Below are 24,850 nucleotides of genomic sequence, written 5' to 3'. Positions count from 1 at the left end.
CCGCCCCGCCGGCCCAGGGTGGTGCGGCGGCAATTTCCTGGAGAAGTACTCGAACCATGGCTGACAAGACGCAACGCTCGGACGTGACGCTGGATACAATCGTATCGCTGTGCAAACGGCGCGGCATCATTTACCCCGGCTCGGAAATTTACGGTGGGCTGCAGGGGACGTTCGACTACGGTCCGATCGGCGTGCAACTGAAGCGCAACGTCAAGGCGGCCTGGTGGCGCGCCATGGTTCAGGAGCGTTTCGACATTGAGGGGGTCGATGCGGCGATTCTGATGCACCCGCAGACTTGGCGGGCATCGGGGCACGTGGATGGATTCACGGATCCCCTGTGCGACACGATGGGGCCGTCCAAGAAGCGTTATCGCGCCGACCACATCGAGGAAACGGAAGCCACGCAGTACATTCTGGTCGATGTGTCCGGCGACGAGCCGGTAACGATCCCGAACGCGGAGATTTGGGCGGGGTCGAAGAAGCAGGCGAAGCAATTCTTCAAAGAGTGGTGGGAGAAGGCGCTGGATCTGGAAGACAAGCGCGTGAAGATTGAAGAAGTCGAGGGTTCGACGAAGGTCGGGAAGTTCAGCCCGGACGATGGCGGCCTGCTGACCGAGCCGCGTATGTTCAACCTGATGCTGTCGACGATCGTCGGTCCGGTCGAGGAAAGTGGTGCGCGCGTCTATCTGCGCCCCGAGACGGCGCAGGGCATTTTCGTGAACTTCGACAATGTCCGCACGACGGCGCGTCGCAAGGTACCGTTTGGAATCGCGCAGCAGGGCAAGTCATTCCGTAATGAGATCACGCCGCGTAACTTCATCTTCCGCACACGCGAGTTCGAGCAGATGGAAGTCGAGTTCTTCTGCAAGCCGGGTTCGGTTTGTAAGGAGGGCGAGCGCACCGACGCGGACTGGTACGACTACTGGCGCAACGAGCGCTTCAACTGGTACGTACGCTACGGCATCCGCGAGGAGAACCTTCGCCTGCGCGATCACGACAGCGACGAGCTGGCTCACTACGCACTGGCGTGCTGCGACGTCGAGTACCTGTTCCCGATTGGCTGGCAGGAACTGGAGGGCATCGCGAACCGCACGGACTTCGATCTGAAGCAGCACATGGAACACAGCGGCAAGGATCTGCGCTACTTCGATCCGGAACTGGAGCAGCACTACGTGCCGTACGTGATCGAGCCGAGCGCGGGCGCGGATCGTTCGACGCTGGCGTTCCTTGTAGATGCGTATCGCGAAGAGGAAGTGAAGGGCCGCAAGCGCGTGGTGCTTGCGCTTCACAATGACCTTGCGCCGATCAAGGCGGCCGTGTTGCCGCTGCTACAGAACCGGCCGGAACTGGTCGAGATGGCGCGCAAGCTGACGACGGATCTGAAGCGCCACATGGATGCGGCGTACGACGACACGGGCAGCATCGGGAAGCTGTATCGTCGCCAGGACGAGATCGGCACGCCGTTCTGTCTGACGGTCGATGTGGAATCGCTCGACGACCAGGCGGTCACGGTTCGCGATCGCGACACCATGGAGCAAGAGCGCATCGGGCTCGACAAGGTTGTGGGCTACATCCGCGAGAAGCTGGGACAGGAATAAGGGCTCTTCGCGAACAAGAAAGCAAAGCCGCCGCGTCCGATTGGGCGCGGCAGTTTCTCATTTGTGGGAGATCAGATCAGGGACTGAACCCAGGCGCCGAATTGCTCGCCGAAAAAGACGTATTCGCCGAAGACGATGGCGGCGCTGATCAGAATCCAGAAGGCTGACTTCAGAACAGCCGCCAGGTTGAACTCAGCCTCCCCTGTTCCAACGCTCCAAAACTCCCAAAGCTCGAATGAGCGATAGATGGCGCCCACTGTCCCCTCGGCGAACTCCGCCCAGTCCTTGAACATGATCCATCCCAGCAGACAGTAGATTGGGATATTGCAAACGATCAGTGCCACCCAAGTCATAAAGGCTCCTCCCTCGGGGGTCCACCTCCCCTACTGGATAGCGGCTGCGATATTCAATTGCTCAGTCTACCTGCAGGTCCTTGGGCCACAGATTATAGGGGCCAAAACGCTTGGAAATTCGGAGCTCTCCTCCGGCAGCGGTTCCGGTATCAGTTAGGAAGAATTTCCCATCTTCATTCCGCAGATAGCCCATGGCCACGAGTTTCTCATTCAGTTCTGCCGTCTTCAGTCCAAGAGATCTTGCGAGTTTTGAGGTCGTGAGCTTCTCGTAGGTTGTCTCGGATTCCCCATTTGCTTCTTGACCTTCGTCGGCATCTTCATCCTGAGATTCCTGCTGCTGGTCGTCTATCTTCTCCGCACTCATGCGAACCTGCTCGCTGATTCGGATCAATCTCTGTGCCTCTTCCAGTGTTTCGCGATAGAGTTCGGGCTCGGATTCGCGATTGAAGTAGATACCCATTTCGTTGTTGTTGATCTGGCTGAATTCGTAGAGATTCATGGAGGTAATGATCGCCGCTTGCTCGCTGAGATAGCACTTCGCATGCAGATTCTGACAGAAGCTCGTGCGTACGAACTCCAATGAACGCAGCCAGTTCATCTCATGGGGATTAAGTTCGCTCTTTCCATAGACAATCCTGACATCGATCTTCATCCGATCCTTATCTTCCAGAAGCTCTTTCATGCGCTCATTGAATTTCAGGAACGGGCTGATGATCACAAGCCGCTCGCGACTGGCTTTGATCAATTCCTCCAGGAAGTAGTTCGTTGCGCTTGTGTTCAGAAACTTGGCCATGCCTCATCTCCCCCAGCTTTGCGAGTTTATTTACACCCCACACATCCTTCAAAGAGCAGGCGGGACGCAAGACGGAACACAGTGACAATATTGTTATCAGGAAGCCAGCGCCTCAGAGGCTGGGGAGTATTCCGTCCGTCGGCCCATCCGATCTGATTCCGCCGCTCCCCGCCGAGAGTCTGGCGTTGCGGCGGGTGGCCGGGCTGGCGACGATGCCGGGAGATGAATACCGGGCGGAGAGACGCGATGCCCACGGTTTCGGTGATTCTGCCAGTTCACAATCGGGAGTCCCTGGTGGGGCGCGCGATCGCAAGCGTGCGCGCTCAGACGTTTGAGGATTGGGAACTGATTGTCGTGGATGACGCGTCGACGGACGCAACGGCGGAAGTCGTGGAGCGCGCGGCGTCGATCGATCCCCGGATTCAACTGCTGCGTCACGAGAAGAATCGGGGGGGGAACGCCGCGCGTAACACGGGGCTGCATGCGTCGCACGGGCCATGGATCGCCCTTCAGGATTCGGATGACGAATGGCTTCCTCGGAAGCTCGAGGCGCAGATGGCGTTGGTGCATGATGCTGAAGAACATGGCAAGGCAATGCCGGGAGTCGTGAGCTGCTGGTACTTCGAGCAAGACTCTTCGGGCCAGCAAAGGCGCGTTGAACCTCGAATCGACGGCGACGCTTATGTGCATCTATTGAGGCAGTTTTTTGGAACCTCGGCGACACTACTGATTCGACGTGCGGTCTTCGACCGCGTCGGGGAATTCAACGCAGACATGTTCTCCTGCCAGGAGTACGAATTCCTTCTGCGGGCGGCGGAGGAGTTTGAGTTTGCGATCGTGCCCGAGGAACTGGCGATCACGCATGCGCACTCCGGGCGACGGGCGGCGGGCAACCCGCAAGGTTATCGCATGTTGTGCGATCGATACGCAGAGGAAATTCGCGCCAATTGGGGACGTTCGACGGTCGCAGCGCGAAGAACGTTTGTCGGTACGTTGTATCGAAACGCTGGGCATCCGGCGGCCGCGGCGGGGCAATACGCAAAGGCGCTGGCGGAGTGGCCGTTGGCCGTGGGCGCATTAGTGCGGTTGGCGGCGCTTCCGTTATACATCCCGAAGGCCTGGAACCCGACGTATCGGATGGACGGAGGCGGCGGTGGCTGATCGCGTGCTGGCCCTGTATCCGTCGGCCTACCTGGAGTCGACGCCATGCGTCTGGAATCTGCTGGAGTGTCTGGCGGAGGACGGCGTGGGGGTGGAACTTCTGACGCTGGAGGCACCGGGCGAACCATCAGATCCTGCAGGCGTGACGGTCGAGCGCTTCTCAACGGACGGACGCCTGCTCGATTTTGTCAGGCAAGCGGACAAGCACCTTTCCGGTCGGGCCGCCGAGTTCGCGGGCGTCCTGGCGATCGATCGCGGCGGGCTGTTGGCGGCATCGGGATTGAAGCGCCGCGCGGGGATCGCCGGTCCGCGGGTTTATCTCTCGACGGAGATCTTCGTCCCGCCGGTCTTCACGGGATTGAAGAACAAGATCGCCAACAAGTTCGAGGCATTGCTGGCGCGGCGATCTGCGATGGTCATTTCCCCCTCGGCGGAACGCGCAGCGGAGCACTCGCGCCTCTTCGGCATCTCGGCAGAGAAGACGGCGGCCTTACCCAACTCTCCGCGAGGGGACGCGGACGGCGCTGCTCGCACGGGAGAGTTTGCCCAACGGCTGGCCATCAGCCCATCGGCGCCGATTATTCTGTATGCAGGGTCGCTGACACCGCCGAATCGTATTAAGGAGCTTCTGGCAGAAGCGGCGGACTACTGGCCTGCGGAATGGACGTTGGTGCTGAACAGCCGCGTGCCTCTGTCCCGCACCGAAGCGTTGGCCATGGATGAATGGAAGAAGCGCGCGAAGTGCCGAATCGTCGTCTTTGACAAGCCCACGGATGCTGATGAGTTGCACCGAATGTGTCGGGGCTCAAACGTGGGGATCGCGCTGTATCGCGAAGATGGCCTGACGTTCCAATCGGTCGGAACGGCATCGGGGAAAATCGCGCAGTACTTCAAGGCTGGTTTGCCGGTGGTCGCAACGCCGCTGGCGAGCTTGCAGGACCTGGTAGAGGGTTCCGGCGCGGGCGTCTGTGCGCGCGTGGAGAAGGGGGAGTTGCGGGAAGCGATTCAGCGAATCCTGGCCGATGAGTCGGCATATCGCATGGCGGCGGCAAAGTGCTTTGATGAGCGCTTTCATTTCGATCGCGCTTACCGGGCGCTTGCGCCGCGGCTTCATGCGAGTCTGGGATTGGCGCCGTCGTCTGGCGCCTCGTAGCGTCGCCGATATAAGAGCCTGAAGGAGGAGCTTTCTGTGGGAAAGCTGACGACATGGTTCGCGTTACTATTGGCAGTGATGCTGGCGCAGGTTGCGCCCGGCGCGTACGAACTGGGTGGCGCTGCGGATGAGGGCATGCGCTGGGTGACGTTCGAATTCACGCCCGAGTTGCCGGTGAATCGAGTCGTCGTCGCGGGTTCGTTCAATCAATGGAGCCAGATCGCTCATCCCATGACCGATCCGGATGGCGATGGGACGTATTCGACCCTCGTGGCGCTGCAGCCGGGCGAGTATGAGTACAAGTTCGTCCTGAACGGCGAGACGTGGATTCCCGATCCGGATAATCCGGAAGCGCAAGAACCGTTCGAGAACTCCATCCTGCTGGTTACTCCCGCCACGCCTGGGACGCAGAGGGGCGACGCTCCTTCCACGGAGCCCGTCCCGGTGCGGATCGAGTACCGTGCCCCGGGCGTCGATCGCATGACGATTATCTGGGGACTGAACGGATGGGTGGGTCCGTCTGATAAACTGATGCCGGAAGGCAGCAACCGGCTGGGAGAGAATGCGGCGGAGACGCCGCTGCGCCAGACGGCGCCGGGGCGGTTCGTCCTGGAACTGACGATCCCGCGCGGTTCGACGATGGACTATGTGTTCCATCTGCTGGAGCCCAACGAGCAGTGGGACAACAACGGCGGGGATGGGATCGATTATCACGAGCGAATCGATGAAGCGACGGTGCTACGTCACTCGGGATCGCCGGCACCGCAGGCCGAGGGGTTGATCGGGATCGCCCGGAATGAGTACGGGATGGACATCGACGGCCCGCCGCGATTGGGCGCGGGGATGTTGACAACAACGCTGTTCTGCGCGCTGACGGGATTATTGATCGGGATCGGCCTGCTGCTCAAAAGTAGGGACGGAGTTGCGCTTGTGGGGTGGCGTCGTCTTCTGATTGTTGGCTGGATCGGTCTCCTGGCGTTCTCGGTTCGTTACGATCACATGGTTTCAAATGAGTACGAAATCGATGAGTTTGCCTACGTGCCGATTGCAATGACGTTCGCTCACGCAATGGCAGCGGGCGACTACTCGGCGTGGGTCTATGAGCAGCGCACCACGGAGCATCCGCGGCTGGGTGTGGAACTGTACGCGATAGCTATTCGCGCGGGCAATGGACTGCAGGATTGGGACAAGGCCTTCTACGCATCGCGCCTTGTGGCGGTGATCCTGGCGATGTTCACGGCGATGGCGATCGCGTGGCGTTGGCCTCTGGGAGGAGTGCTCTGGGCCAGCTCCGGCCTCGGCGTGTTCTACACGAGCATTGCCTATCTGGACAGTCCGGCAGCCTTCTTTGCCGTCGTCTGCGTGTTGGGATTCGTTGCAGCACGCGAAGGTGTGGAGCGCAATACAGGCAAGCGTTGGGTACCATGGGTATGGTTGGGAATCTCTGCGCTGGGTGCAGGCATGGCTGTGTCCACGAAGTACCTCGCGGCGGTCGCTCCGATGGGTGTGGCCGTCGGGATGGTCGTTTGGCTGGTGCAGGATGCGAAGCGGCGGAAGTGGCTGGTTCCGATCTTCATCGGGTACGTTGTCGGGGCGCTCGTTGTGATGGTTGCGACGGACGCGCACTTGTGGACCTCGGATCTGGTCTCGCGAATCGCGGGACGATTCCAGTTCCATAACGAGTTCAGCCACAGCGAGTTGGTCGTGGATGCGGAGTATCAATGGTATCAGCCGATCGTCTGGATGTGGTATTTCATGGGGTACGAGGGCCGGCCATTCTGGATGCTGATCGACCAGTCGATTCTGGTTTTCGGGTTGGCAGGTTGTGTGTTGGCGATGCGACGCCTGCCGGTGATTGCCGTCACGGGATGGATCACGTTGATTTTCCTGTTTCTTTGGCCGACCAAGTGGCCGCAGTATGAAGTTGTGCTGCTGCCATGGCTGTGCATCGGGGCGGAGGAGACACTTCGCAGGGCTTGTGTATGGGTGCGAGAGCGCTCGGGCCCGCGGAACGCACCGGTGGAAACATGATCGCTGAGCTGTGCGCTCGAATTGCCCAAGGAATGCGTCAGCTACCCGGATTCTCGCATCTGGGCTGGCTGTGGGATGGCGTACGCGTGCCGTACCGCGGCGCGATTCAATTGCTGACGTTCGGGCGTGGATTGCGAGTGCGCGTCAACGAGATGGATCGCTTTCGATTGCTGGGCGTTTACAGCGCGCGCCTGACGTACGAGCACGATTTCTACAGGGCCGCGATGAAACGCGTTCGCCCCGGAATGACGATCATCGACGTTGGGGCATTCCGCGGCGTGTTTGCGTTGGGCTTTGCCAGGCGCGTCGGGAAAGAAGGCAGTGTGCTGGCGATCGAACCCAATCCAACGGATGCGGAGTTCCTGCAGAAGCACATCGAGTTGAATGAGATGGGCGATCGCATTTCCACGGATGGACGTTTGATGGCTTCTGTTCCAGGCCGGCGCGAGTTCGCGTGCGTCACCGAATCGGATTTCTTTCGCGGCGGACACAGTACGGCCGTTCCTGCGACGGAAGGCCTGGAAGGACGGAAAAGCGAGAAGCGCCGAATCGAGGCCACGACGATCGACCGGTTGGTGCATGAGAAGAAGTTGGCCCCGAACATGATCAAGATCGACGTCGAGGGCTACGAATTCGAGGTGCTGCGTGGCGCCGAGCAAACGATCGCGCGCTATCATCCGCTGTTCGCAATCGAGATTCACCCGGAGGCTCTAACGAAGGCCGGGCATTCGCCGGAGGAACTGATCTGGTGGCTGGAGGACCGTCGCTATGCCGGAATAACGGAAAAGGGAGAGCCTCTGCCCAAGGCGCTGCCGGGCAACGAAACGTGGCGGGCGATTTTCCATCATGAGTGAAACGCGCACGCTGTTGATCTGGCCAGAACCGATCGAAAACTTCACGCGTTCGGACGCATATCAGCAAGTGCCTCGCGCACTGTTAATGCGGTCGAAGACGACATTGTTGTCCGCCAGCAGCGGATCGCCACCGGACGATATGGTCGATGACTTCGAGCGTTGGATTGCCGTATCCTCAGGGCGGAAGGCGTTCGTACGAGACGCCGTTGCACAAGGCACCGAGGCCCACCGTCATACGCCATTTGATCGAATTGTTTCGGCATTCGACGTTCGGTCGTTGGTCACGGCCTCGCGATTGTCCAAACGATTGCGCGTTCCCTGGTTTGCTGTGTGTGAGGATTATCCGTTCGGCGAGCGCTATCGCGATGCCGATCGAAATCAACTGCTCCGGATCGCACGGTCATTTCACACGTTCATGACGAAGCGCTGGCTGGCGCGCGCCAAGCGCGTTGTCACGTTTATCAATCCGGGCGTGCTGGATTTCCTGCAATTGCCGGAGGGCAAGATCGCGGCGCTTTCAAATGCGGCCGATCTGGCGCGGCTGGAACGATTCCGCAAGCCGCTGCACGAGGCGAGTGCAAATCGCCTGGGGTATGTCGGGTACGTCTCGCTGGACAAGGGTGCGGAGGAGTTGGCCTATGCACTGGCAGCGGTGCGAGAGAAGTTGCCGGGCATGAAGATGACGCTGATCGGCGAGACAATCGGTGCTGCAGAAATGAAGATGCGGAATATTTGCGCGGACGGCCTGGAATTCCTTGGCGATCGCAACCAGGGGAACGCCATGAGGGAGTTGGCCCATTGCGCAGTCTTCCTTCATGCCTATCAGCCGCGCCCATGGCTGTATCACAACCAGGTCCTTAAGATTTGCGAATACATGGCATTGGGGCGGCCGGTTGTGTCGGTCGATACGCCGGGAGTGCGCGATCTGATGTCCGATGGCGTGGAGGGTTTTCTTGTCCCGCACGGTGCCACGCCGGAAGAGACCGGGAAGGCGATCGCGAAGAATATCGTCGCAATCATGCGCGACGCTCGCCTGCTGAAGAAGATGAGTTCCGCCGGCATCAAGCGCACGGAAGGCGAGTTGAACTGGCAGAAGATGGCGGAGCGATTCTGGAATGTTGTGAAGGGCTAATTAGCTCTCCGATGCCGTCCATTGCGCTGAGATCTCGTCCACCGTTCCCTCTTTTGTGATCCTTCCACTTTCCATCAAGACAGCCTTCTGAGCGACATGGCTGGCGAACGGCAGGTCGTGCGTCACGACGATGAAGGTCGTCTTGTCGCGTAAAGCGAGAATCATCTCACCCAAGGCGCGCGTTGTGTTGATGTCGAGCGCCGAAGTCGGTTCGTCGAGCAGTAGGTAGTCGGGCTCCAGCAGGAGCGCGCGTCCGATGGCGACGCGTTGCGCCTGGCCACCGCTGATCTGCCCGGGATAGCTGTCTGCAATCTCAGGGATGCTAAGCTGTTCCAGAACGCTCTTTGCACGTTGAATCACGTGGGATCGCTCTTCCTTGTACACCACGGTCGGCGCGAGGATCATGTTGTCGATGATCGTCATGTGCGGAAAGAGATTGAGGTGCTGGAAGACAATCCCGAGTCGTTTGCGAAACTCCTCGCGCGGCATCTGCCAGATGTCTTTCTCGTGCAGGAGGATCTGGCCGGATGTGGGCTCAAGGAAGCGACCGATGCATTGCAGCAGCGTCGTCTTGCCCGCGCCGCTGGTGCCGAGAATCGCAAAGATGTCGCCTTGCGGAATGGGCAGGGTCAGATCGTCCACACCGATCGTTCCGCCGCCGTAACGTTTCGTCAGGTTCTTGATCTCAAGCATTCTCGTATCCCTTCCGGCGAATTCGATCTTCCAGGCGTTGCGAGGCCTTCATGAGCGGCCAGGCAACGATGAAGAACAGCAGACCCACGAGGGCGTAGAAGAAGAGTGGCCTGTACGTGATGGAGATGAGTTTCTGCGCTTCTGTGATGACTTCCGGCACAGAAATGACCATCAGCAGTGCCGTATCTTTCAGGAGGGCGACGACGCTGTTCATCAGTGGCGGCACCATGATACGGAAGGCCTGGGGCCAAACGACGTGGATGAATGCCTGAAGTTTCGAAAGGCCAAGCGCAAGAGCGCCGGTCGTTTGTCCCTGTGGCACAGCCATCAGGCCGGAACGAACGACTTCCGCCATGTAGGCCATTGCGTTGATTGTCAGCGTCAGAATACCCGCCTCGATAGGCGAGAGTTTGATTCCTATGGCCGGCAGCCCGGCATAAACGAAGAAGAGCTGAACGAGGACCGGTGTGCCTCGAATGAAGTCGTTCACAATGATGAGAAGCGTGCGGAAGGGCGCCGGAGCGCCCTTGATTCCAACACCCATTGGAATGGCGAGCAGGAAGCCACAAACGATGGCAACGATTGCACACAAGAGAGTGATGCCAAAGCCCTTCAGCAGTTTCGATGCAATCAGACCCCACGAGAGATTTGCCGATTCGATTTCCTGCTGTTCCGAATCCGATTCGGAGTCCTCAATCGGCACGAAGGTTCGCGTCGTCCCGAACCACTTCTTGTGGAGGCCCTGCAGGAAGCCCTCGCTCTCCATCGCTCGAAGGGCAGCGCTGATCTTCGGTTCCAGATCCTTGTTCTCGAAGGTCACTGGGATACCGATTCGTTCTTCGTAGAGCAACGGACCGGCTGGAATATAATCCTCGCCGGCGAGTTTTGCGTTGTATTGTCCGACGAGGCGATCGGTCACGAAACCTTTCAGGCGACCGGATCGCATGTCCTGGAAGATATCCGGCTCGCCCGGATAGGAACGAACAGTGATGTCGGGGTAGTTCTCCTCGACGTAATGCTGGTAAGTCGAACCGAGTGTGGCTCCAACGGATTCGCCTTTCAGATCGTAGATGCTGTGGATTTTGTCGGCGTCATCGGACTTGATGAAGAGCTGCGCGCCCGAGATGTAATACGGGCGCGAGAAAAGGACGGCTTTCTGCCGGTCGGGCGTAATCGCCATCGAGCCGATGATTGCATCATAGCGTCCCGCCTGCAATCCCGCGAGAATGCCGGCCCACTCTGTGGTCACGATCTCGCATGGACGCCCAAGGCGACGAGCGATCTCTCGCGCGACATCGACATCGAAACCCTGCAGTTCGCCCTCGTCGTTGTAGAAGCTGAATGGTGGGTACTTGCCAGTCAGCGCGACCTGGAAGAGCTGCGCATCGCCTGGTACAGCCTCTTCCGCATCATCGAGCATCGGGACGAATGTCTTTGTAGTCCCGAACCATTTCTTGTGAAGCGATTGAAGGAACCCATCGCGCTCCATCGCATCGAGCGCATCGTTGATCTTCGGCTGCAGGTCAGAGTTGTCGAACGTGACCGGAATCCCGATGCGCTCCTGGTAGAGAAGATCGCCTACGGGGATGTAGTCTTCGCCTGCGAGCTTTGCGTTGTACTGCCCGACGAGGCGATCCGTCACGAAACCTTGAAGGCGGCCGGAGCGCATGTCCTGGAAAATGTCCGGTTCGCCGGGATAGGAGCGAACGGTGATGTCCGGGTAGTTATTCTCGACGTAGTGTTGATACGTTGATCCGAGTGTCGCGCCGACGGACTGCCCATCGAGATCGTCAATGCTGTGAATTTCGCCGGCGTCCTTTTCGTTGATAAACAACTGCGCCCCCGAGATGTAGTAGGGGCGCGAAAAGAGGACGGCCTTCTGTCGTTCGGGCGTGATCGCCATGGAGCCGATGATCGCGTCATAGCGCCCCGCCTGCAGTCCGGCGAGGATGCCGGCCCACTCCGTCGTGACGATTTCGCTGGGACGTCCGAGGCGGCGGGCAATCTCGCGCGCAACATCGACGTCGAAGCCCTGCAGGTCGCCTTGCTCGCTGTAGAAGCTGAAGGGTGGGTACTTTCCGGTCAGCGCAACGCGGAAGGGTTGATTCTCTGAAACACCCTCAGCCGATTGCTCATCCTGCGCGTGGAGGACACTTCCCAGTGTCAGAATCAGCAGGACAAGAAGCGCGAGATATCGTTTGGGATGCAAGATGGTCTCCTTTCAAACAGCTCACCCCTGTTGGAGGCGAACCATCTCCCAATGATCGCTGTCGCTGGACCTTATGGGCTGGGAATGGGCATGTTCAAGGATTCATTCCCGAGGCTCGGCGTGCGGGATGTTTCACCAATTTGTCCCATTGCGCCGCTGGTCGGACTGAGAACAGAGTGCCACGTGGTCTTGAAGGACTTCCAATTCGGGGCACTTCTGTGGGAGAAGTCGTACTGACAGTCGACGATCTGGCCGTGGCGATCGCGGGGACACGGTTGCTAGAGGGCATTTCGTTTTCCCTGCACGCAGGAGAGTGCGTGGCGTGCGTCGGACCGTCGGGATGCGGAAAGTCCACATTCCTACGTACGGTCTCCGGATTGATCGACGCAGATGACGGGAATGTTCACCTGAACGGCAAGCAGCCCTCGGATCATTGCTGGCCCGTATTCCGGCGGCAAGTCGTCTACGTGACTCAGCGACCGACGTTGCTGGATGAGTCGGTGCTGGGGAACTTGAAGCGTCCATTCGATTACGCGATTGCGAATTCGGGATTCCCGGAACACCGCGCGAAGGATTTGGTGGCCGAGCTGCGGCTCGAGAACGGGGTTATGGAGAAGAACGCGCGGGAATTGTCTGTTGGCCAACAACAACGCGTGTGCCTTGTGCGCAGTTTACTTGTGGAGCCAAAGGTGTTGCTGTTGGACGAACCGACAAGCGCCTTGGATGAAGAGGCCGTCGCAATTGTCGAAGAGTTGTTGGATGCGGAATCGAAGCGCACGGGATTGGCATTGCTTGTTGTGACGCACAATCGCGCGCAAGCGGATCGCTGGTCGGATCGGATCGTGAATTTGGGCGATCATGTCGTGCCCAGGGAGGGCGCCGATGAGTAGCGCGACCTTCGCAGCCGGAGCGATCGATCTGTCGGCCGTTGACCTGATGATCTCCGGCGGCCTGGTCCTGGTCGCTGGAATCGTCAGCATCGCAATGAAGTTAGACTTGGAGAAGCGCCTGGCAATCGCGGCGATTCGCACGGTCGTGCAGTTGTTGATGATCGGTTACATCCTGAAGTGGGTCTTCCAACTGGAAAATGCACCGGCTGTATTTGGAGTTGCGGGGATCATGATCGCGGCGGCAAGCCGCGCGGCGGTGCAACGTCCCAGCCGCACGTTCCGCGGCGCAGCGATCTATGCGTTTGCAACGCTCCTCCTTACGGGGTTGCTGACGATGTTCACAGTGACCGGCGCCATTGTGCGTGTGGAGCCCTGGTTTCGGCCCCAGTACACGATTCCGTTGCTGGGGATGATTCTCGGCAATGGGCTCACTGGGATTTCATTGAGTCTGGATTACTTGCTGGAGGCCTTAGCGGAACGACGCGAAGAGGTCGAGATGGAGTTGTCGTTGGGGGCGACGCGTTGGGAAGCGGTCCGCCGTCCGATGGCAGGAGCGGTTCGCCGCGGGATGATTCCAATCATCAACACGATGATGGTCGTCGGGATCGTATCGCTGCCTGGAATGATGACGGGACAGATCCTGGCCGGCGCGGATCCGCTGGAGGCGGTGAAGTATCAGATCGTGGTGATGTTCATGATCTCTGCGTCGACGTCTGGTTCCTGCATTCTGCTGGCGTGGCTGGTTTACCGGCACTTGTTCAACGAGCGCCATCAACTGCGGTCCGAACTGATTCAGAGGAAATCTGAAGGCGCTTAAGCCTCGGTAGGTAGATCTTCGACACCGGGACGCGGCGGGACGCCGTTTTCCTGGTCGAGCATCTCGCGCAGGCGGTCAACCTGGCGATCGGAGAGACGAAGGCGCTCGGCGCCGAAGTGATCGACCAGGAGAACCACGGCTGTCTTTCGAGAGACTTTCTTTGCGCGAGCCACGAGATCGATCAAGTCGCCGGGTTGGTGCGCGGGGCAGGGCTGGTGTTCGCAGTGGTGGGTGTTTCGGCGTGGGTTCACAACCAGCGTGCGGAAAATCCGCTCTCTGTGTACGGGACAAAATGCACGCCACAGCTTGCCAACGCGATTGGCACGCTCGGGATAGTAATCGACGAAGTCGATGACCTCCCGGGCATCGAGGGCGCCGTTGACTTGGGCGCACAGGATTCCAAATTCTCGTTCGCTGTGGATCATCTCTTCCCTAACCGATGAGCAGATGATGGTATGAAGACGTTCCTGGGGCCGGAACGCGAGAGGAATTTCGGCTACTGGTCTTCAACCGTTTCAAATCCAGGACGGGCGTTCAGCACCTGTTCGTAGATTTCCGGGTCGACTTCTTCGCGCGGGCGACCGGCAGCAATCCACTGATCGATGGCCACAAAGAGCTCATCCACCATCTCGCCTTCCGAACACTTCTTCAACACCTTGCCGAGGCGATAGATCACGCCCTGGCCTCGTCCACCGGCGATGCCGAAGTCGGCAATCTGTCCCTCGCCTGGGCCATTCACGACGCATCCCATCACGGAAACACTAATATTCTCGGTCGCGTAATTCCGCAGGCGCTCCTCGACCTCGTAGGCGGCTTTCTCGAGAGCGATCTCGACGCGCCCGCAGCTCGGACAGGAAATCAGATTCGGGCCGGCATCGCGGAGGCCGACGAACTGGAGCAGCTTCTGGCCAACGAAAATCTCCTCCTTCGAATCGCCGGTCAGCGATACGCGAATCGTGTCGCAAAGCCCCTCGTGCGCAAGCATACCGATGGCGATGCAACTCTTGATCGTACCGGTGCGGACGGTGCCCGCTTCGGTGAGTCCGACATGGAAGGGGTACTCGCATCGTGGCGCAAGAGCGCGATAGGCACGCACGGTGGTATCAACGTCGGATGCTTTGAGGGAAATCTTAATCTCGTTGTAGTCGAGGTCCTCGAGAAGACGAATGTGTTCGAGGGCGCTCTCCGCCATGGCCTCGTGGGTGGGGATCTCGCCGCTGAACACCATCTTCCGCAGTCGTCGGCTGAGCGAGCCGTTGTTGACGCCGATGCGAATCGGGATGGTGCGCTCGCGACACCGATCGACGATTTCCGGCAGCTTGTCTACGCGGGCCAGGTTGCCGGGGTTCAGGCGAATCCCGTCGACGCCCGCATCTAGCACGGCGTTTGCCAGCCGATAGTCGAAGTGAATGTCGGCGATGATGGGGACGGGGGCTTCCTTCATGATGGGGACGAACGCTTCGGCTGCCTTGGCATCGGGACACGCCAGACGAACGATGTCAGCGCCGGCCTCGGCAAGCTCGCGGAGCTGCGTGAGCGTGGCGTCGACTTTCCGCGTATCGGTCTTGGTCATGGTCTGGATGCTGACCGGGGCGCCGCCGCCGATCTGGACGTTGCCGACGCGCACCGGACGCGTCTTGCGACGGGTAATGCTCATGAAGGTGCTCCTGTGTCTGTCTTTGTCCCCTTCGGACGCGAGGTAGTCTTTCCCCCACAATCCCACGCCTGCAAGGCCGAAGCCAGCAGTGTGCCGCTCGATTTCCTTGCGCCCGCCGAGCGTCATTTACGATTGTTTTGCCACCATGAACTCCGAAACCCGCAAATCCTGGGGAGGCCTGTTGCTGCTGCTGGCAGTGGTAATGCCGGTCGATCTGTATCGGATATCGATCCAGCAAAGCTTCTGGATCGACGAAGTCTACTCGGTTCTGATGGCGAACTTGCCATTGCGGCAAATGATCGAGATGACAGCGGCCGATCGTCATCCGCCGGGTTTTTATCTGCTGCTCAAGGGGTGGCTAGCCCTGGGAGATACACTGGGATCGGAGCCGAGCGTGTTCTATGGCCGGCTTCTGAATTCTGTGTTGCTGGCGATATTCGGAGCGATCGTATGGTTCGGCGGGCGGCGCTTGCTCGGTCGTTCCGCGGGAACCGCGGCTGCCTGGTGCCTGGTGGGATCAGCCCAGGTCCTCCAGAGCGCCAAGGACATTCGAGGATACCTGATCGGCATCGTGATGGTGACGACGTGTTTCCTGCTCATGATGATCCTGGACAGCAGGGAGCCAGATGATCGACGTACCGAACGGCTTTGGGTTCTGTATGGATTAGCTGCGATTGCGGCGATGTGGACGCACTTCTTCCCATCGCTCGTGATTGGAATGCTCGGAATCCTTTGGTTGGTGAGAACGATCTCGAAGAAGCGTTGGAAGACGAGGTGGTTTCATTGGGGATTGGGAGTACAGGTCGTGGCTCTCCTGGTCTTTCTTCCGTGGCTAGTCGTCATTCGCCACCAGCTTCGGTCGCTGAGTCAGGGCACGGACTGGATGACGCCGGCGACGTGGGTGAATCTTTGGCATGTCTTCTCCTTCTGGTATCCGCTCGGGCGTCTGAATGCAGATGCGCCGTGGAGCAGCAACTGGCCCATGTTCATCGTAGGAATCCTGACCTTGGTTGTTCCATTGGCATTGGCGGCTATGGGCGTGATTTGCGGCCGGAGTCGCAACGGTACATCTCCCCTGCTGGCGACTGCTGTTGCGGGGATTCTGATGACCATCGTGAATGTGCTGATCCAGTGGGGAGTAGATTACCTGGAAATCGCGCCCATCTTTCATGGTCCGCGTTATCCCGTCTTCACAATCGGCCCTTGGATCATCGGGCTCGTCGCGCTAGGTGCCTGGGGAATTGCACGACTCGGCGGCCGGCAAGTCTGGGTATGGATCGTTGTGATTCCGTGGGTCGGGGCCGCCGTTCTGGGACAAACTCAGAAGACGCAAATCGAGTTGAAGGAGGGAGGTCTGTACACCTGGAGGCAGGAATCGGCATGGCTGTTTCCGCCCGCCGGGGAAGCGATCTACATGATGCCGGAGGAAATGATCCCCTACATGAAACCGGCGCTGAAGGACTTCGATGTCCACCCCATCGATGACCTTGCGGAGCTTCCCGATTCGGTCACCGATGTGACAATCGTACGAGCAAGCATCTGGATGGACATCGAACGGCTCAACGAGGGCCTGCTGCGCTCCTCCGCGGAGAGCGGGGATCTGGCGGAGAAGACGGACATGGGCGATTTCCCAAGGTTCGCCGAGGAATACTCCGTCTATCGACTTCGAGGAATCAAACACAGCCTCGCGCGATCCTTGGCCGAAGGAAATCCCCTGAGCCGTCAAGTCCCCGATGACGCAATAGCAGTCGCGACTCCAGAGGCTCAGTCGGCGTTCGATGGCTGGTCAGGGCTCGAGGGAAACTCGCAGGCTGTCTTTCGATGGGGCGTGGATGGTCCGGTCAGGATTCGGTTCGACAAGCCTGTGCCTGCGGGTCGCTACAAGTTGACCATCGCAATGTACCGACCGCCGTATCCTGAGGAGACTGTGACCTTCGGGATATCCGTTCCGAAGGAAAGTACGAAGTGGAAGCAGGAAATCGGAAGCGGAGCTTCGGACCGGACATTCGAGATTGAGTTCAAGAAGAGCCACGAGCAACTGATCCTGGAACTCGACCATCCGACGTGGGTGCCACGAGACTCGATGGAAGACTCCGATGACGAGCGAATGCTGACGTTCTTATTCTCGGGCGCTTGGCTGCAGCCGACGGATTAGCGCACCGGCAGGTTCCGAGCTCTGAGTGCTTCGCGGACTTCGCCGATAGGAATCTCACCGTAGTGAAAGATACTGGCGGCCAGGACAGCGTCAGCCTTGCCGATCTCTATCGCGTCGGCCAGATGATCGATGGTCCCCGCCCCACCGGATGCGATGACGGGGATGGTGACGGCTTCGCTGACGGCGCGAGTCAATGCCAGGTCGTAGCCGGCCTTTGTGCCGTCGGCGTCCATGGAAGTCAGCAGGATTTCACCGGCACCGAGTTCTTCGACTTCGCGCGCCCATTCAAGCACGTCGCGCCCGGTCGGCGTGCGGCCGCCATGGATGTAGACCTCCCATCCGGCCGGATCGGGCTGACGAAGATCGCGAAGTTGGCCTTCGGGAAGCGGCGTGCGACGGCGTGCGTCGATCGCGACAACGATGCACTGGCTGCCAAAGCGACTGGAGGCTTCGCGAACGAACTCCGGGTTCTGGACCGCCGGGGTATTGATCGAAACCTTGTCGGCGCCGGCGTTCAACATGGCGCGTATATCGTCGATGGTGCGAAGGCCGCCGCCAACGGTGAGTGGCATGAAGCAGTGGCTGGCCGTCTCGCGCACGACGTCGTGCATGATTCCCCGGCGCTCGTGGCTGGCCGTGATGTCGAGGAAGACGAGTTCATCCGCCCCCGCAACATCGTATGCGCGGGCACACTCAACGGGATCGCCGGCATCGCGGATCTCGACGAATTTGATGCCTTTGACAACACGACCGTCTTTGACGTCCAGGCAGGGAATGATGCGTTTGGCCAGCATGGGGAAGATCCTTTGGGGCTGGATGGGACCAGGACGACAAGCCCCGTCCGCCCTATTGGTCCCATGGAGCCCGCCGGCCGTCAATGGCTCGGAGAGTCGTAATTTCCCTTTCGCGGGAAACGGGCGTTCTTTAGCTTGAATGGCGAAACAACTGAGGAGTTTCCCAATGAAGACCACACCGGCCGCCCGGCAACCAATCTCCAAGGCTGCAAAGTCGATTTCCGACTGGATCATCGCCCGGCGGCGTTTCCTGCACGAGCACCCGGAACTGAGCTTCCAGGAGGAGAAGACGGCAGAGTATGTGGAGCGCGAGTTGAAGTGGCTCGGCTACACGACGATCCACACGAGGCTGAACGGCAACTACGGCATTTGCGCCGAGTTGCTCGGGCGGGACCTGGAACGTTGCATTGCGCTGCGGGCAGACATGGATGCCTTGCCGATCCAGGAGGAAACGGAGTGGGCACACAAGTCGAAGAAGGACGGTGTATCGCACATGTGCGGGCACGACTCGCACACGGCGATGCTGCTAGGGGCCGCTCGGCTTCTGAAGGAGCGCGAGGCGGAGCTTCCGTGCACGGTGCGGCTGTTCTTTCAGGGCGGCGAAGAGAAGTTCCCCGGTGGAGCGCGAGACTTCATCGCGTCGGGAATGCTGGAGGGCGTGGACTCGGTCTTCGGGCTGCACGTTCACCCATTGCAGGACACGGGGACAATGGCACTGCGGGATGGTCGTCTGATGGCCGGCGTCGATGAGTTCACGATTACCGTGCGTGGAAAGGGTGGCCACGCGGCGACTCCGCACGAGACGCGCGATCCGATCGTGGCGGCGTCCGCGATTGTCCTGGAACTGCAACACATTATCTCGCGGCGGACGGATCCTTTCGAGCCGGGGGTCGTAACCATCGGCCAGATTCATGGTGGGTCGGCGTTTAATGTAATCCCCGAAACCGTGACCTTGAACGGCACCGTGCGCAGTTTCCGGCCGGACATGCACGAGCACTACTCCGGATTGGTGGAGAAAATCGCGACGAGTGTTGCGCAGGCCCATGACTGTGAGGCGAAGGTCGATATGCCGGAGGGCTATCCCGTCCTGACAAACGATGTGGATGCGACGGAGAAAATGCGTGCCGCGGCAAAAGAGGTGCTTGGTGAGGGAGGAATCTCACTGGCCATGCCGATTATGGGAAGCGAGGACTTCGCGCTGTACACCCGCGAACGGCCGTCGTGCTTCGGGTTCCTGGGCGTCTCAGCCCCGGCCGACGAAGACCGCTATTTCCTGCACCATCCAAAGTTCCATATCGACGAAGATGCATTGTGGCGTGGCGCGGCGGTACTGGCCCAGGTTGCGATGAATGGATAGCAGAAGGCCTTCCTGAATACACAAGCCCGGGGAACATGCGCAAAGCAACATGCTTCCCCGGGCTTGCCTCAGGAACAGACTTGTCCGTTCAGAATTACATCTTCGGTGGGACTGACAGAATCCAGTTCATGCTGTCGTTGGCCAGGCCGGTGTCGACCTTGTTAGTGGAGAACTCCGGTGGCTCGACCCAGTATTCGCCGTCAATGACGAATTTGAACAGGTGCTCGCCAACTCCGCCAACTTCCTCGTAGGTCTTCGTCAGCGTGAAGATGCCCGATTCAGGATCTTTCGTCATCGCCCAATCATGACGATCCCAGCCGTTGAATTCACCTGCGATGTAGACGGAGCCGATGCTACCGTCCCAGTCCATCCGCTTGTCGGTGCCGTTTTCCGTCACGTTCTCGGCAAAGATGGGCTGGAAGTAAAACAGCACGGTGCTGTCCTCTTCATTGACGTGGTATCCGACCTTGTCGGGGCTGGGGAGCTTGGTAGGGTCGAATTCGCCTGCCGCACAGCCGGTCAACGCGGCCATCATGACCAGAAGACTCATCATTGTTACCGTTAACAGAAGCCTGCGCATAATCACTCACTCCTCGTGGAGATTTGAAACGTCCAGAAGGCTGGAGGCGATTATCCGCCTTTTGGATTGGGGCACAAGTGTAATAAGCAGGTCCAGGATCAGCCTGGAGGCCAGTCCATGCGACGGCCGCCAAGTAGGTGCAGGTGGATGTGGAAGACCTCCTGGCCACCGCTTTCCTTGCAGTTCCAGACGAGGCGGTATCCTTGCTTGTCGATTCCCAATTTCCGCGCGATTTGTACGGCGACCCAGGTGACGTGCCCGAGGAGCGCCGTATGCTCTTCGGAGGTATCGTCGAGCGTCGCGATGCCGGCCCGGGGAATGATCAGAACGTGCGTGGGAGCCTGAGGGCTGATGTCATTGATGGCGATGCACTGATCGTCTTCCCAGACTTTGTCCGCCTGGATTTCGCCAGTGAGGATCTTTCCGAAGACAGTCTCGGGCATACGGATTTTCCCCCGTTTGTTGGGATAGCTGGAGTTGGTGCATTCAATCGGTGAGCTTGAGGTGGTGGGGATTCGGGTGGCAAGAAGAGAGTGGGGCGTGTTGCCCAGCCGGGGCAAAAAGGCTCGGAAATACTGTTTGCCCATCCCGATTGATGCTGTATATCCATGAGCGGACGCACGGCGGGGCTCGATGGCGCGATATTGCCCCGAAAATCGAACATGAGAGAGTCTGAGTAGCCATGAGCGATGCAAGTTTGTTGATCGATGGACCAGGAATCTGGGCATACCACAAGCAGTTGGCGAAGGGAGCGCGAACCACGATTGGGCGCACGCCGAATAACGATGTGGTTCTGCCTGACACGCAGGTTTCGTCGACGCACGCGATTGTGTTCGACGTCGAGGGGCGCTGGGCCATCGAAGATCAGCGGAGCCGCAATGGCACGTTTGTGAACAACAAGCGTATCGGAAACGAAGAACTCCAGACCGGAGACCACATCCAGATCGGGCGGACCGAGATCGTCTTCCGATGCAAGGCCTTCGAGACGGCGCAGGCCGACATCTGGGGCCAGACCGTGATGCGCATCCATCGTCACGAGGAAGCCGTGCGCGGCGCCATCGCCCAGGCTGAAGAAGATGATGTGATCGTCATTCCCGAACTGTCTCTCTCCGATCGCGAAAGCATCGTCGAAGATGATGAGGATGAGAACGATTCGTTCATGCCATCGGACGAATTGCTCGGCGACACGAAGCAAGTTCGCAAGCCGCACGAACCGGTCGTCCCGCCTCCGCCGAAGGAATCCCACGAGGATTCGCTGTGGGTGGCGGAAAAAATGGCCTCGATTCTCGGCGAACTGGCGACCCAGCGCGGCAAGGGGCGCTCGGAGTTGTATCGTATGGTGATCAGCCGTCTGATGGAAGCCATCGATGCGGAGAACGGATTCCTGATGATCCCTGACAAGCGCGACCGCCGCTGGGTGATTCGCGCATGGATGGGGAACGAAGAAGAGTGGACGGTGTACGAGAAGAAGCACCCGGTTCCCTTGACCGTGGCGAACCAGGCTTTCAAAGAAGATCGCCTCGTCTCGAACGCCTATCGTTATGCGACGGACGAGGACAAGTCGAGCGAGAGCATGCACTTGCTGAAGGTACACTGCTACATCGCGATGCCGCTGCATCGAAAGGGCAAACGCGGCGGGCTTCTGTACTTCGATACGCGCAAGTCGCTGCGCGAGTTCCTGCCGATGCACGTGAAGTTGATTGAGAAGGTCGGTAACTACATTCTGGAGATCGAACGCTCTGTGGGTTGATCCGGCGGTGCCGATGATCCGAATTCTCGTCTGTCTGTTTGTGTTTTGCGTCGGACCCGTGGCTGCCACGAGTCCGACGCTTACGCTTGAGGCAGTCTTTGCGCGGTCGGAAGTCCCATGGACGCCGCCACAGCAGTGGCGCACGTCCGATCCCGACGGCCCTCCTTTCGAGGCGCCCGCCGCAGAGATGTTCCACGTCGAGCCTTCCCCCACGCCCTCCCCCACCGGAACGCCCGAACCCGTTTCTGAAGTCGATCAGATGATGGCGCAGATCGGACACGTGGCCTCTCGCATCGAAGGCGGTCGGCGCGTGACGCAGAAGGAATCGAAACCGCTGCTCGAAGAACAAGGTCGGATTCTCTCGACCGAACCGCGCGGCGCGATCGTGGAAGTCGTGAATGAGTTTCGCGAACTGTGTGTGCGGCTGACTTTCGAGCCCGAGAATGGGGACGAACCGTTCGTCCTGTTGCTCGGCCCGGAAACAAGCGATGAGTTCGATCTGCCGCCCGGGGAGTACAACGTGATTCGGGAATCGTGGACCGAAAATGGAGAGGGGCTGGTCCGGGAGGAGTTCCCAGTCCAGCCCCTGAAAGAAAGCTGGCGCTATCGGATCGAGCAGACGGCATCCGAGGAGCGTCGACTGATCCGACAGGGCGGTCGGAATTTCACCTGATCGTCAGGCTTCCCAGATGCGATCGAGGATCAATTCGAGCGGCTTTGTCGGCTCGTCCCCAATGACAATCGCTTCGTCGAGAAGTCGCTTGCACTCATTCAGGCCCTTCTCATCACGGTGGTAGATCGTCATGATCTCATCGCCCGCCGACACCTTCTCACCCACCTTGCGATGGACATGCAGACCAACGGCCAGGTCGACCGTATCCGTAGTCTTCATGCGTCCGGCCCCGAGCGTATTGCCCGCGACGCCGATCTTGCGCGTGTCCATGGACTGAATGACGCCGGAGCGGGAAGCCTTGTATGTCTCCGTAGTCTTGACCTGGGGCAGCAGGCTGCGGTCGCGGATGATGTTGGCGTCGCCGCCCTGGGCCGTGATCCACTCCTCGAACTTCGCCATCGCTGAGCCGTCGTCGAGCAGCTTGACGAGAGTCGCGTATGCCGCGTCGGAATCTGCGGCCTTGCCGGCGTGAACGAGCATGTCCGCACCAAGGCGCAGCGTGCATTCGCGTGAATCCGCCGGGCCTTTGCCTTCGAGAAGATCGAGCGTCTCGAGGATTTCAAGGCTGTTGCCAACCATATCGCCGAGAGGTTGACTCATCTGAGTGATCATCGCGCTCATCTTCATTCCGAGGGCTGTCCCGATGGCAACGAGTTGGCGCGCCAGCGCGCTGGCTTTCTCGAAGGTATCCATGAATGCGCCCGAGCCGCATTTGACGTCCATCACGAGAGCGTCGGCCCCGGAAGCGGCCTTCTTGGAGAGAATCGAGCCGCAGATCAGCGGGATCGACTCGACAGTCGCCGTCACGTCGCGAAGCGAGTAGAGGCGCTTGTCGGCGGGAACGAAGTTCTCTGTCTGGCCGATGATTGCGCAGCCGATCTTATCGAGCTGCGCCTTGAATTCGGCCTCGCTGAGCGCCCAGCGATAGCCGGGGATCGCGTCGAGCTTGTCGAGAGTGCCGCCGCTGTGTCCCAGGCCGCGCCCGGAAACCATGGGGTCGACCACGCCGGCCGCCGCCACGAGGGGGGCCAGAATCAGGGAGACCTTGTCGCCCACGCCGCCGGTCGAGTGCTTGTCGGTCTTGATTCCGGGGATCGAGGACAGGTCGAAGGTATCGCCCGAGGTCATCATCACGCGGGTCAGCGCGGCGGCTTCCTCTGGCGTCATGCTCTTGAAGAAAACGGCCATCAGGAAGGCAGAAATCTGGTACTCGGGCACGTCGCCGCTGACGTAGCCTCGGATGAGGAACTCAATCTCTTCGCGTGTCAGTTCGCCGCCCTGGCGCTTCTTGTAAATCAGTTCCGGAACGTTCATTGTGTAGGTGCGCTCTCCATATCATCGTGGTCAAAACCGGCTATGTAGGCAGAGAGCGGGGCCGATGGCAAGACCGACTTGCGGGGAATGGCGAATCCGTAATTGAGCGCCAGATGCGCGCACGACCAGATTGGGACCAAGGCATAGACAGGCGTCTTGTTCGACTCTGGCAGGCTCGGATGGCTGGTCGGGGCAGTCAGGACGCCCAGGAATTCCGGATGTCAGTGATGGTCCAGATGCCGTCGACTTTCTTCAGGAAGACCATGTCGCCAAACATGTGGAGGCCAAGTTCGCGGTCCGTTCCGGCGTGATAGACGTACACGACGGCTTCCGGGGGATCGGCGAGCATGTCCTCGCCGGGCAGCCAGAAGTAAAGATAGCCCCGGTTGTCTGGAAAGGTCGTTTCGTACTTCCCCTTACGAACCAGATTGTGGGCCTCGTTTCTTCCGATCAGAACGACGTTCTCATAGTGCAGAGTGCCGGGGAACTGGAATGGAAGGTTGTTCCGAGTCTCGAAGTTGCGCGTTGCCATGCTGCTCTCTTCGTACCACGGCCCCAGTCCCCCGGGTTTGTAGGGCTCACCCTCTGGCGTTTCGGAGAGTATCGCCACGAAGGGTCCGGTATTATTCGGGGCCCAGGGGGTTCCTTGGGTAACGTAGTGCTCGCAGACGGCCTTTATGATGCCGAGGTCCTCATCGCCGACCGCCGTGACGATTCGGGACGTCGTGTGGCTGCCCGCGCAGGCTGTCGCCAGGATGGCCATGACCAGCAGAGCTGGGGAGAAGGCGTGGGAGAAACGCATCGTGAGGGACCTCGTCCAAGGGGATTGGCTATTGTGAGCGTCGAGACGCCCCGTGGCGTCAATCGGTTCCCCTTACCGCGGGGC

General features: G+C 59.5%; 23 protein-coding genes. 12 read left to right on the top strand and 11 right to left on the bottom strand.

Annotated elements, in window-relative coordinates; genetic code table 11:
- Window positions 1–56 precede the first annotated feature (56 nt).
- Entirely contained in the window at window positions 57–1,598 is a 1,542-nt protein-coding gene (locus tag KQI84_04915; protein ID MCB2154205.1) for a glycine--tRNA ligase, read from the top strand.
- Between the two features lie 71 nt (window positions 1,599–1,669).
- On the opposite strand, the gene KQI84_04910 is transcribed toward KQI84_04915, so the two are convergent.
- On the bottom strand, window positions 1,670–1,951 hold the full coding sequence (locus tag KQI84_04910; GenBank protein ID MCB2154204.1) for a hypothetical protein: 282 nt from the start codon (window positions 1,949–1,951) through the stop codon (window positions 1,670–1,672).
- A gap of 61 nt (window positions 1,952–2,012) precedes the next feature.
- Window positions 2,013–2,744 carry a phospholipase D family protein gene (locus KQI84_04905; protein MCB2154203.1) on the bottom strand — a complete coding sequence of 244 codons (732 nt, stop codon included), beginning with the start codon at window positions 2,742–2,744 and terminating at the stop codon, window positions 2,013–2,015.
- Window positions 2,745–2,990: 246 nt separating this feature from the next.
- Here KQI84_04905 and KQI84_04900 point away from each other — a divergent pair, with 246 nt between their 5' ends.
- Genes KQI84_04900 through KQI84_04880 form a run of 5 tightly spaced genes read left to right on the top strand, consistent with a single transcriptional unit; the run spans window position 2,991 to window position 9,075 of the window.
- Entirely contained in the window at window positions 2,991–3,905 is a 915-nt protein-coding gene (locus KQI84_04900; GenBank protein MCB2154202.1) for a glycosyltransferase family 2 protein, read from the top strand.
- Window positions 3,898–5,058: a glycosyltransferase family 4 protein gene (locus KQI84_04895; GenBank protein ID MCB2154201.1), complete on the top strand. Its 1,161-nt coding sequence runs from the start codon at window positions 3,898–3,900 to the stop codon at window positions 5,056–5,058. The genes KQI84_04900 and KQI84_04895 overlap by 8 nt, the downstream gene beginning before the upstream one ends.
- Window positions 5,059–5,094: 36 nt before the next feature.
- On the top strand, window positions 5,095–7,089 hold the full coding sequence (locus KQI84_04890) for a hypothetical protein (protein ID MCB2154200.1): 1,995 nt from the start codon (window positions 5,095–5,097) through the stop codon (window positions 7,087–7,089).
- A 32-nt stretch (window positions 7,090–7,121) separates the two neighbouring features.
- The gene (locus KQI84_04885) at window positions 7,122–7,943 is read left to right on the top strand and encodes an FkbM family methyltransferase (protein MCB2154199.1); all 822 of its coding nucleotides are present in this window, start codon (window positions 7,122–7,124) and stop codon (window positions 7,941–7,943) included.
- Window positions 7,936–9,075, top strand: a complete 1,140-nt coding sequence (locus KQI84_04880; protein MCB2154198.1) for a glycosyltransferase family 4 protein — start codon at window positions 7,936–7,938, stop codon at window positions 9,073–9,075. Before KQI84_04885 ends, KQI84_04880 begins: the two co-directional genes overlap by 8 nt.
- On the opposite strand, the gene KQI84_04875 is transcribed toward KQI84_04880, so the two are convergent.
- Together KQI84_04875 and KQI84_04870 are read right to left on the bottom strand one after the other, a co-directional pair.
- Window positions 9,076–9,768 (bottom strand): ATP-binding cassette domain-containing protein, encoded by a 693-nt coding sequence (locus tag KQI84_04875; GenBank protein MCB2154197.1) that lies wholly within the window; start codon window positions 9,766–9,768, stop codon window positions 9,076–9,078.
- Window positions 9,761–11,977, bottom strand: a complete 2,217-nt coding sequence (locus tag KQI84_04870) for an ABC transporter substrate-binding protein/permease (protein ID MCB2154196.1) — start codon at window positions 11,975–11,977, stop codon at window positions 9,761–9,763. Before KQI84_04870 ends, KQI84_04875 begins: the two co-directional genes overlap by 8 nt.
- 218 nt (window positions 11,978–12,195) lie before the next feature.
- Between KQI84_04870 and KQI84_04865 the strand changes: the two genes are divergently transcribed.
- Both KQI84_04865 and fetB read left to right on the top strand, forming a co-directional pair.
- The gene (locus tag KQI84_04865) at window positions 12,196–12,867 is read left to right on the top strand and encodes an ATP-binding cassette domain-containing protein (protein ID MCB2154195.1); all 672 of its coding nucleotides are present in this window, start codon (window positions 12,196–12,198) and stop codon (window positions 12,865–12,867) included.
- A complete protein-coding gene (gene fetB / locus KQI84_04860; GenBank protein MCB2154194.1) occupies window positions 12,860–13,684 on the top strand; it encodes an iron export ABC transporter permease subunit FetB in 825 nt (274 codons plus the stop codon). Before KQI84_04865 ends, fetB begins: the two co-directional genes overlap by 8 nt.
- Here fetB and KQI84_04855 read toward each other — a convergent pair.
- Window positions 13,681–14,109, bottom strand: coding sequence for a hypothetical protein (locus KQI84_04855; GenBank protein MCB2154193.1), 429 nt, complete (start codon window positions 14,107–14,109; stop codon window positions 13,681–13,683). The genes fetB and KQI84_04855 overlap by 4 nt on opposite strands.
- Before the next feature lie 71 nt (window positions 14,110–14,180).
- Entirely contained in the window at window positions 14,181–15,341 is a 1,161-nt protein-coding gene (gene ispG / locus KQI84_04850; GenBank protein MCB2154192.1) for a flavodoxin-dependent (E)-4-hydroxy-3-methylbut-2-enyl-diphosphate synthase, read from the bottom strand.
- 145 nt (window positions 15,342–15,486) lie between these two features.
- Here ispG and KQI84_04845 point away from each other — a divergent pair, with 145 nt between their 5' ends.
- Window positions 15,487–17,496, top strand: a complete 2,010-nt coding sequence (locus KQI84_04845) for a hypothetical protein (protein ID MCB2154191.1) — start codon at window positions 15,487–15,489, stop codon at window positions 17,494–17,496.
- Here the strand turns inward: KQI84_04845 and hisF are convergent.
- Window positions 17,493–18,290 (bottom strand): imidazole glycerol phosphate synthase subunit HisF, encoded by a 798-nt coding sequence (hisF, locus tag KQI84_04840; protein MCB2154190.1) that lies wholly within the window; start codon window positions 18,288–18,290, stop codon window positions 17,493–17,495. The genes KQI84_04845 and hisF overlap by 4 nt on opposite strands.
- A 166-nt stretch (window positions 18,291–18,456) precedes the next feature.
- On the opposite strand from hisF, the gene KQI84_04835 reads away from it, so the two are divergent.
- Window positions 18,457–19,647, top strand: a complete 1,191-nt coding sequence (locus KQI84_04835; GenBank protein ID MCB2154189.1) for an amidohydrolase — start codon at window positions 18,457–18,459, stop codon at window positions 19,645–19,647.
- 94 nt (window positions 19,648–19,741) lie between these two features.
- On the opposite strand, the gene KQI84_04830 is transcribed toward KQI84_04835, so the two are convergent.
- Window positions 19,742–20,227 carry a glycogen-binding domain-containing protein gene (locus tag KQI84_04830; protein ID MCB2154188.1) on the bottom strand — a complete coding sequence of 162 codons (486 nt, stop codon included), beginning with the start codon at window positions 20,225–20,227 and terminating at the stop codon, window positions 19,742–19,744.
- Between the two features lie 98 nt (window positions 20,228–20,325).
- Window positions 20,326–20,670, bottom strand: a complete 345-nt coding sequence (locus KQI84_04825) for a histidine triad nucleotide-binding protein (GenBank protein MCB2154187.1) — start codon at window positions 20,668–20,670, stop codon at window positions 20,326–20,328.
- 239 nt (window positions 20,671–20,909) lie between these two features.
- Here KQI84_04825 and KQI84_04820 point away from each other — a divergent pair, with 239 nt between their 5' ends.
- Together KQI84_04820 and KQI84_04815 are read left to right on the top strand one after the other, a co-directional pair.
- Complete coding sequence (locus tag KQI84_04820; protein ID MCB2154186.1) at window positions 20,910–21,977, top strand: FHA domain-containing protein; 1,068 nt, start codon at window positions 20,910–20,912, stop codon at window positions 21,975–21,977.
- 13 nt (window positions 21,978–21,990) lie between these two features.
- Window positions 21,991–22,650: a hypothetical protein gene (locus KQI84_04815; protein MCB2154185.1), complete on the top strand. Its 660-nt coding sequence runs from the start codon at window positions 21,991–21,993 to the stop codon at window positions 22,648–22,650.
- Between the two features lie 3 nt (window positions 22,651–22,653).
- On the opposite strand, the gene KQI84_04810 is transcribed toward KQI84_04815, so the two are convergent.
- Together KQI84_04810 and KQI84_04805 are read right to left on the bottom strand one after the other, a co-directional pair.
- The gene (locus KQI84_04810; GenBank protein MCB2154184.1) at window positions 22,654–23,964 is read right to left on the bottom strand and encodes a thymidine phosphorylase; all 1,311 of its coding nucleotides are present in this window, start codon (window positions 23,962–23,964) and stop codon (window positions 22,654–22,656) included.
- A gap of 196 nt (window positions 23,965–24,160) precedes the next feature.
- Window positions 24,161–24,766, bottom strand: a complete 606-nt coding sequence (locus KQI84_04805; GenBank protein ID MCB2154183.1) for a hypothetical protein — start codon at window positions 24,764–24,766, stop codon at window positions 24,161–24,163.
- Window positions 24,767–24,850: the final 84 nt, after the last annotated feature.

The organism is bacterium, from assembly GCA_020444065.1.
Lineage (GTDB): Bacteria > Sumerlaeota > Sumerlaeia > SLMS01 > JAHLLQ01 > JAHLLQ01.
Note: the sequence above shows the minus strand (reverse complement) of the source record. Positions and strands in the feature narration are given on the sequence as shown.